We start from the raw sequence: 7,244 nt of genomic DNA, 5'->3' as shown, positions 1-7,244 counted from the left end.
ACTGCTGTCATCTGCATTCTCCTGAAAATCAATGTAAAGCTATCATCGCCTGATTCATCACTTGTTGATGGTCAGAAAGGTGCATGATTTGTTCAGAAGATCAGGTCCATACAAATGAACTTTTAGGACAGCAGAAAAAAAACCGGTAACCAACTCAACCGGCAAACAATTAGAGATAATCGCGAACGTCTTACCATCATTTCTCGATTTTTGGCATAAAAAATATAGGCAAGTTTTGGCTAAAACCCAGTAGGCACAAGGCCTACAGCTAGGTTTGTGTCATGGAATTTGGCTAAAAACGGTAAATATGGCGATTTGTACTCAAGTTTGTACACACTTTCCGAGGTTACGCTTGAACATCATTGAAAAGCAAAGAAACGAGAAAAAGACAAAAAGCCTTTAAATTCAGTACGTAGAGATGTGATTGTGGTGTGCAATGAAAGGTGGTTTTAAGCGTTGAAAGGCTGGGTGGCATCAGGGTGCGAAATGATCGCAAACGTCCGGCGACGCTTAATTTCTTCTAACAGCTGGGTCATTCACTAAACCTGATTTTTATTCGGGGGTGCTGGCCCTGAGCGTGATTACAGTAATCCTTGCCTTGCTGGCAAAACCCAGGCCTTACGTTTTCGCGGGATTATACGGACTTTTGCTTTTTAATGGTAGTAAAGCCGGGAGGTCAGCACCGGATTTAGCGGTTTATCCGGTACTGAAAGGTATGAGAAGACAGTTAGTGCTGTGCCAGCAAATGAACAACCTGTTCGCGCAACACTGTACGCAAGATTTTCCCTGCGCCGTTGCGGGGAATAGCGTCAGTGAGGGTGACATATTTAGGCACTTTATAACGGGCAAGATGGTCATTCAGGCCGGCCAGGAATTGCTCCTCATCAGCAAAGTCGCGCTCGTTAAAGGGTACCACGAACAGGTGGCCAACCTCGCCCCATCGCTCATCAGGTACGCCTATCAAAGCGCAATCTTTCACCGCGGGATGCTTAAGCACCACCCCTTCAACTTCTACCGGATAAACATTTTCGCCTCCGGAAATAAACATATCCTTTTTGCGATCCACAATCCGATAGAAACCGGCCTGGTTGCATACCGCCATATCCCCGGTTTTAAACCAGCCTTCTGCAGTAAAGCATTGTTTGTACATGGCTTCTTGCTGCCAGATACCAACAAACAGGTTACCGCCTTTAATTTCCACTTCGCCGGCTTCCCCCTCGGCTACCTCTTTACCATGCTCATCGGTAAGACGCACCCTGACTCTTGGAGTGGCTAACCCAACGCAACCGGCGTTTTCATCCAGCAGTTGCACGTCAAACGGCATGCCAAATACCGTGCCGGCTTCGCTCATGCCGTAGCCATCCACAATGGGGATACCATCATTGAGCCAGGCACGGATTTGCACTTCAGGATGGGGAGCGCCGCCGGTCAGCAGCGCTTTAAGATTTTTCAGGTTGCTGACATCAAACTGGTCGTGTTGTCGCAGCATATTGGCCATTTGCGGCACACAAAAATAATGGCTTATTCTCAGTGATTCATCGGCCAGTCTGCTTAGTGTACGACCCGGCTCAAAGGCATCCGAAATCACCAGGCTGCCACCACAGTAAAGTGCCGGGCGAACGCAGGATACCAGGCCAATAACATGAAACATCGGCGTTTCACATAAAAACACACTGTGCTCATTCACGTGGCCAAGCTGGGTCATATTAAGAGTGGTTTCCATCAGCGTGGCTTCGCTGTGCATAATGCCCTTAGGTTTACCCGTGGTCCCGGAGGTGTACAAAATGAGCGATGGCGTATGCTCATCGTAGTCGGGCTCTGCTGCACTTAAGCTCTGACTGTCGCTCAGCAACTGATTAATGTCATAGTAGTTGAACTGCATGGCCGCGGCGGTTTCATCGCCAATCAGAATCGCAGGTGTGCAGTCACTCATGAGCGCTTCCAGCTCTTCTTTGGCCAGCCGCCAGTTTAACGGTACAAACAACAAACCGGCCCGGGCACAAGCCAGGTGCAGCGCCACCAGCTCGGCCCGGTTTTTAGACAGACAAGCCACTCTGTCACCCTGCTTCAGGCCATTAACCTGACACCAGCTAACCAGCCGGTTAATGGTGTTATCGAACTCGGTGTAAGACCAGGTTCGACAGTGAGTGACATCGTTAACAGCAATACTTCCTGGCCGTAATCGCGCCTGCAGGGTCACAAAATCCATGTCAGCCTCGTTTAGTTTTGTTGCTTGGATTTGTCATAAGCCCCTAATCCAGGCTTATAGGTTTTATCGTCTATAAACTGTTTAATACCTTCCTTACGGCCATCATTATCGAAGCTGTTAGCCGCTTCCTGAGCGCGCACCAGGTAGTCTTCGGCATTGTCGTAGGTCATTTCTTTCACGCGGCGAATAGCGTCTTTAGTGGCCTTGAGCGCAACCGGATTTTTCTCCAGCAACACATTACACATTTCGGTGACCCGAGCTTTGAGCTGATCGGCCGGCACCGCTTCGTTGATAAGGCCCCACTCTACTGCGGTTTTACCGTCGATATTTTCGCCCATCATGGCGTGATACATGGCTTTGCGCAGGGGCATCAGGTCGGCCACCACTTTACTGGCACCGCCGCCGGGTAGGATTCCCCAGTTAATTTCGCTCAGGCCAAAGGTGGCATCTTCTGCAGAAACCGCCAGATCACAGCTGAACAACGGCCCGTAACCACCGCCAAAGCACCAGCCATTAATCATGGCGATAGTGGGCTTGTGATACCAGCGTAGTGCACGCCACCAGCCGTAAGCTTCACGCTGGGCCTTACGGGTTGCGCCCAGACCTTTTGCTTCGTTTTCGCGGAAGTACTCTTTTAAATCCATTCCTGCCGTCCAGGCTGTACCTTCACCAGACAACACCAACACACCCACATCGTCACGATACTCGAGATCTTCCAGCACGCGCATCATCTGGCGATTTAGTTTGGGGCTCATGCAATTGCGTTTTTCCGGGCGGTTGTAGTACACCCAGGCAATCTTGTTCTCAACAATTACCTTTACTGTTTCTTCTTCACTTCTTTCTACTGACACGTTTAAATCCTCTTGCAAAATAGTATTGGGATGCATTCGATGCTCTGCATCGCAGAAGGCAATGCATCCGGGCAGTTAAATCGGGTAATGACCAGGTTCGGTTTCCACTGTAATCCAGCGCAATTCGGTAAACTGGTCGATACCGGCCTTGCCACCAAAACGGCCGTAACCAGAGTCACCTACACCACCAAATGGCATCTGCGCCTCATCGTGTACCGTTGGGCCATTGACATGACAAATACCGGATTTGATTTGTTTAGCGACTTTCAGTGCATTGGCAATATCGGTAGAAAATACCGCCGCACTGAGGCCATATTCGCTGTCGTTGGCGATGCGAATGGCGTCGGCTTCGTCTTTGGCGCGGATCACCGCGACTACAGGGCCAAAACTTTCATCTGAATAAATCGCCATGTCTTCGGTGACACCATCTAAAATGGTGGCGGGCATGAGTACAGAGTCAGCTTTACCACCTGTTACCAGAGTGGCTCCCTTACTCACTGCGTCATCAATCAAAGCATTCACTTTTTCAACGGTTTTCATGTCGATAACCGCACCAAGTGGGGTGTTACCCTCGCGCGGATCGCCGGTTTCCATGGTGGAAACTTTCGCTTTAAACGCGGCAACAAAGTCATCGGCAATGCTGTCGACCACCACCAGTCGTTCGGTGGACATGCAAATTTGGCCCTGATTCATATACGCTCCAAAGGCGGCCGCTTTCACAGCTTCGTCAAGGTTTGCGTCTTCCAGCACCAGTAAAGGCGCTTTGCCTCCCAGCTCAAGTAAACAGGGTTTCAGGTTGTCGGCAGCGCGGCGAGCGATAATCCGTCCTACTGCAGTAGAACCGGTAAAGTTGATCCGTTTCACCGGTTTAGCATCTATCAGCGCTCCCACTACGTCAGCAGCATCATCCTGAGAGTTCATCACAATATTAACCGTGCCTTCCGGGAAGCCAGCTTCCGCCAGCGCTTCGATAATTAACGAGTGTGTGAGCGGGCAAATCTCAGAGGCTTTCAGGATTACCGCATTGCCGCACGCCAGTGCGGTAGACACCGCCCGGGTACCCAGAATAATCGGTGCATTCCAGGGGGCAATGCCCAGGATAACGCCCACCGGCTCGCGCAGCGCCATAGCCATGCAACCGGGTTTATCTGAGGGAATAACCTCACCACTAATTTGTGTTGTCAGCGCGCTGGCCTCACGTAACATTGAAGCCGCCAGCATCAGGTTAAACATTGCCCAACCCGCCGTTGCGCCGGTCTCGCCCATCATGGCAGCAACAAAGGCGTCCTGTTTGCTTTCCAGCGCGGTTGCCGCTTTTTGCAGCACCGCCCGGCGGGCATTAGGGCCGACCTTCGACCATGCTTCAAACCCTTGTTGGGCTTTTTCAGCAACCGCCGCCATATCAGCTGCCTGCATGGCTTCTGCTTCGCTGGCAACTTCACCAGTCACTGGGTTTAATCGGGTGAATTTCATTCCTCAATCCCCTTAATTATCGCAAGTTTGCTTTGTTAAAATCGGACTCGCATCTTGCGCAGACTTACGTTGCTGCACTCGACCAAGCAGAAAGACTGTAATAGCGGCAACCACGGCTCCCGCTCCCATTACCATGGCCACGCCCTGTAGTGACACGCCCTGAGTAAATAGAATACCGGCCACAACCGGGCTTAATGCTGCGCCACCACGTCCTACACCAATCACAATTCCAGTACCGGAACCACGGACCTGAGGCGGGAATGCCTGCGCCATTAAGGCATAAAGACCAACCACTCCCGAGTTGGTAAAAAACCCGGTTGCCGCAGAAATCAACGCCAGTTGACTCAGTGACTCATAGCCGATACCAAATACTGAGACCATTACAAACCCGGCGAGCAATACACCAATCAGCAACTGTTTGAGCGGTAATTTGGAGGCGAACAGGCCCAGCAATGTGGCACCGATAGCGCCGCCCACATTAGCCCATACCAATACCTGTCCGGCCTGAGAAGGATGGAAACCCATATCAACCACAATTTTAGGGATCCACTTTAAAATGAAGTAAAAAGTCATGATCTGCGCAAAATAGGCCACGATTAGTAACAGCGTGGTAGCCCGCAGTTGCGGCGTAAATAAGGCTACAAAAGAGCTCTTCCCCGCGTTAGGCGCAAGCGGTGGTAATGCCGTGAGCAGCGGCTTTTGCATGGCCAGTAAAGAACGGTTAATTCGCTCCAGCGCGTTAGCAGGTTGTTTGGAGGCCAGGTACACCACTGACTCAGCAAGGAATAACTGAACAATAATCAGAAAGGCACCGGTTACCACACCGCCAAAAATAAACACTGAGCGCCAGCTGTAGGTTTCCAGCAATACTGAACTGATAGAACCGCCAATAATCGCACCAACCGGGTAACCGGTAGCCATCAGAATGACGCACAGGTGACGAAATTTTTGGTTGGAGTATTCAGCGACCATGGCATTAGTTGATGCCAGCATACCGCCAATACCAAGACCGGTAATAAACCGCACTACCAGTAAGGTAGTTACCGAATTAGCAAACGCCGAGAAACACATACCGGCAGTCATCACCACCAGGCAGGTTTGAATAGTAGGTTTGCGGCCAATTTTATCGGCAAAACCGCCCAGAAAGATTGAGCCAAAGGCCATTCCGAGTAGCTCCATGGCCAGCACTACACCTAACTCGGTGCGATTGATTGCCCACTCGGCGGCGATGCCCGGAGAGGCAAAACTGATTGCCAGTACATCAAATCCATCCAGTGCATTTAACGCAATGCACAAAATAACAGCAATAACCTGTTGCCGGCTCATCTTGCTGTTGTCGAGGATTTCGGACGGGTGCTGATTCATAACATTCACTCTGTTTTATTAATGGACGGCCAGGTTGATGTTAACGTGACCACCCAATCTTTTCCCAGATGTTAATATTATGTACCTGATTGTAAAATAGCAGAAAGTGACGAAATAATTGTCAAATAATGACAATGAGTACTTTTTGCATGTATATGGAGGGCTTTCTTAAAAGAAAAAAGCTTGATGAAGCTAATTTTGCTTTAAGATGTTTCCTGTTCAGGCAAGTTCATCTTTGTGCATGGCCCTGAATTTCCTTGGCGTTTCGCCAGTCCAGGCGCGAAAAGCACGGGTAAAAGCAGCAGGGTCGGTGAAACCGACTAACTCTGCAATAAGATTAATTGGTGTCGAGCGCTGCGTTAATAAGAGTACGGCCCTATCTCGTCGTACAACGTCTTTTATCTGCTGAAAGCAGGTGCCTTCATCTTTCAATCGCCGCATTAGTGTTCGGCTAGTCATGTGCAGCGCTGACGCAACTAAATTAATGGTGAGCAAGCCATTTTCTATATCGCTGATCAGCAAATGTCTGATTTCTGAAGTTAACGAGTAATCCGATTTATATTGCCGGAACAACTCAAGCGGACAACGTTTCATGAAAGAACTTAGCGAGCCCTCACTTTGCTTTACAGGTTTAGACAAATAATGATCGGGAAAAGAAATGGATAAATGGCTGCAGTTAAATTCGTGCTCACCGGGAAAGAGATAGTGATACTCATGGATATGTGGCGGCGGAGCATAATTAAACTTTACTTTGGTCAGTGGAATACTGCTGGCAATAAGCCAGGAAGAATAACGGTGCCAGGCCAAAAGCACCATTTCAGCAAACAGATACTTATGATCTGCATGCGGTACAGGCAAACGAAAAATAAGTTCAGCGCGGTCTTCTTGCGCTGAAATTTCGATGAAATTATCAGCCACAACAAGATTATAAAACGCAATTCCTTTCGTAATCGCCTGTCTGAGCGTTGGCTGATGGACAGTTAACTCTCCCATCATCTCATAGGTGCCTGGCTTCATCGGGATTCCACAAAGACAGGCGGACTCATCCCGCAATAATCTCCACACTAAAAGTTGCAGTCGGGATAATTTTTCGGTTGGAATTCTTAAGCCTGGTTTATTTATCGCACTCGGTTCGATTTTGCATCGCCGTAAAAGTCTCTCTACATGTAATTGATTATTGGCGGCAACCTCACACAGGGCAGTCAGGTAATGATTAGAAGCACTACCATACTTACTTTTATCATCCTGCATGACTTCTCCCTGAATGACTAGACGAACAATCGGAGTCGTAAATGCTATGTAAAAAAATTGCAATTTACAACTGACATATGGAGCTACGGGTGTAC

Annotated in this window: 5 protein-coding genes; all 5 read right to left on the bottom strand. The window is 49.2% G+C overall.

Annotated elements, in window-relative coordinates; translation table 11 throughout:
• Nucleotides 1–727: 727 nt before the first annotated feature.
• The 5 genes from C6Y40_RS10245 to C6Y40_RS10225 all read right to left on the bottom strand — a co-directional run bounded on the left by C6Y40_RS10245 (nucleotide 728) and on the right by C6Y40_RS10225 (nucleotide 7,149).
• Nucleotides 728–2,209, bottom strand: a complete 1,482-nt coding sequence (locus C6Y40_RS10245) for an AMP-binding protein (protein WP_105934521.1) — start codon at nucleotides 2,207–2,209, stop codon at nucleotides 728–730.
• A gap of 11 nt (nucleotides 2,210–2,220) precedes the next feature.
• The gene (locus tag C6Y40_RS10240) at nucleotides 2,221–3,060 is read right to left on the bottom strand and encodes a p-hydroxycinnamoyl CoA hydratase/lyase (protein WP_240621902.1); all 840 of its coding nucleotides are present in this window, start codon (nucleotides 3,058–3,060) and stop codon (nucleotides 2,221–2,223) included.
• 75 nt (nucleotides 3,061–3,135) lie between these two features.
• Nucleotides 3,136–4,533 (bottom strand): aldehyde dehydrogenase, encoded by a 1,398-nt coding sequence (locus C6Y40_RS10235; protein WP_105934519.1) that lies wholly within the window; start codon nucleotides 4,531–4,533, stop codon nucleotides 3,136–3,138.
• Nucleotides 4,534–4,545: 12 nt separating this feature from the next.
• Entirely contained in the window at nucleotides 4,546–5,898 is a 1,353-nt protein-coding gene (locus tag C6Y40_RS10230) for an MFS transporter (protein ID WP_105934518.1), read from the bottom strand.
• Between the two features lie 219 nt (nucleotides 5,899–6,117).
• Nucleotides 6,118–7,149, bottom strand: a complete 1,032-nt coding sequence (locus tag C6Y40_RS10225; RefSeq protein ID WP_105934517.1) for an AraC family transcriptional regulator — start codon at nucleotides 7,147–7,149, stop codon at nucleotides 6,118–6,120.
• Nucleotides 7,150–7,244: the final 95 nt, after the last annotated feature.

The organism is Marisediminitalea alba (genome assembly GCF_002993365.1).
In the GTDB taxonomy this organism is placed as follows: domain Bacteria; phylum Pseudomonadota; class Gammaproteobacteria; order Enterobacterales; family Alteromonadaceae; genus Alteromonas; species Alteromonas alba.
Note: the sequence above shows the minus strand (reverse complement) of the source record. Positions and strands in the feature narration are given on the sequence as shown.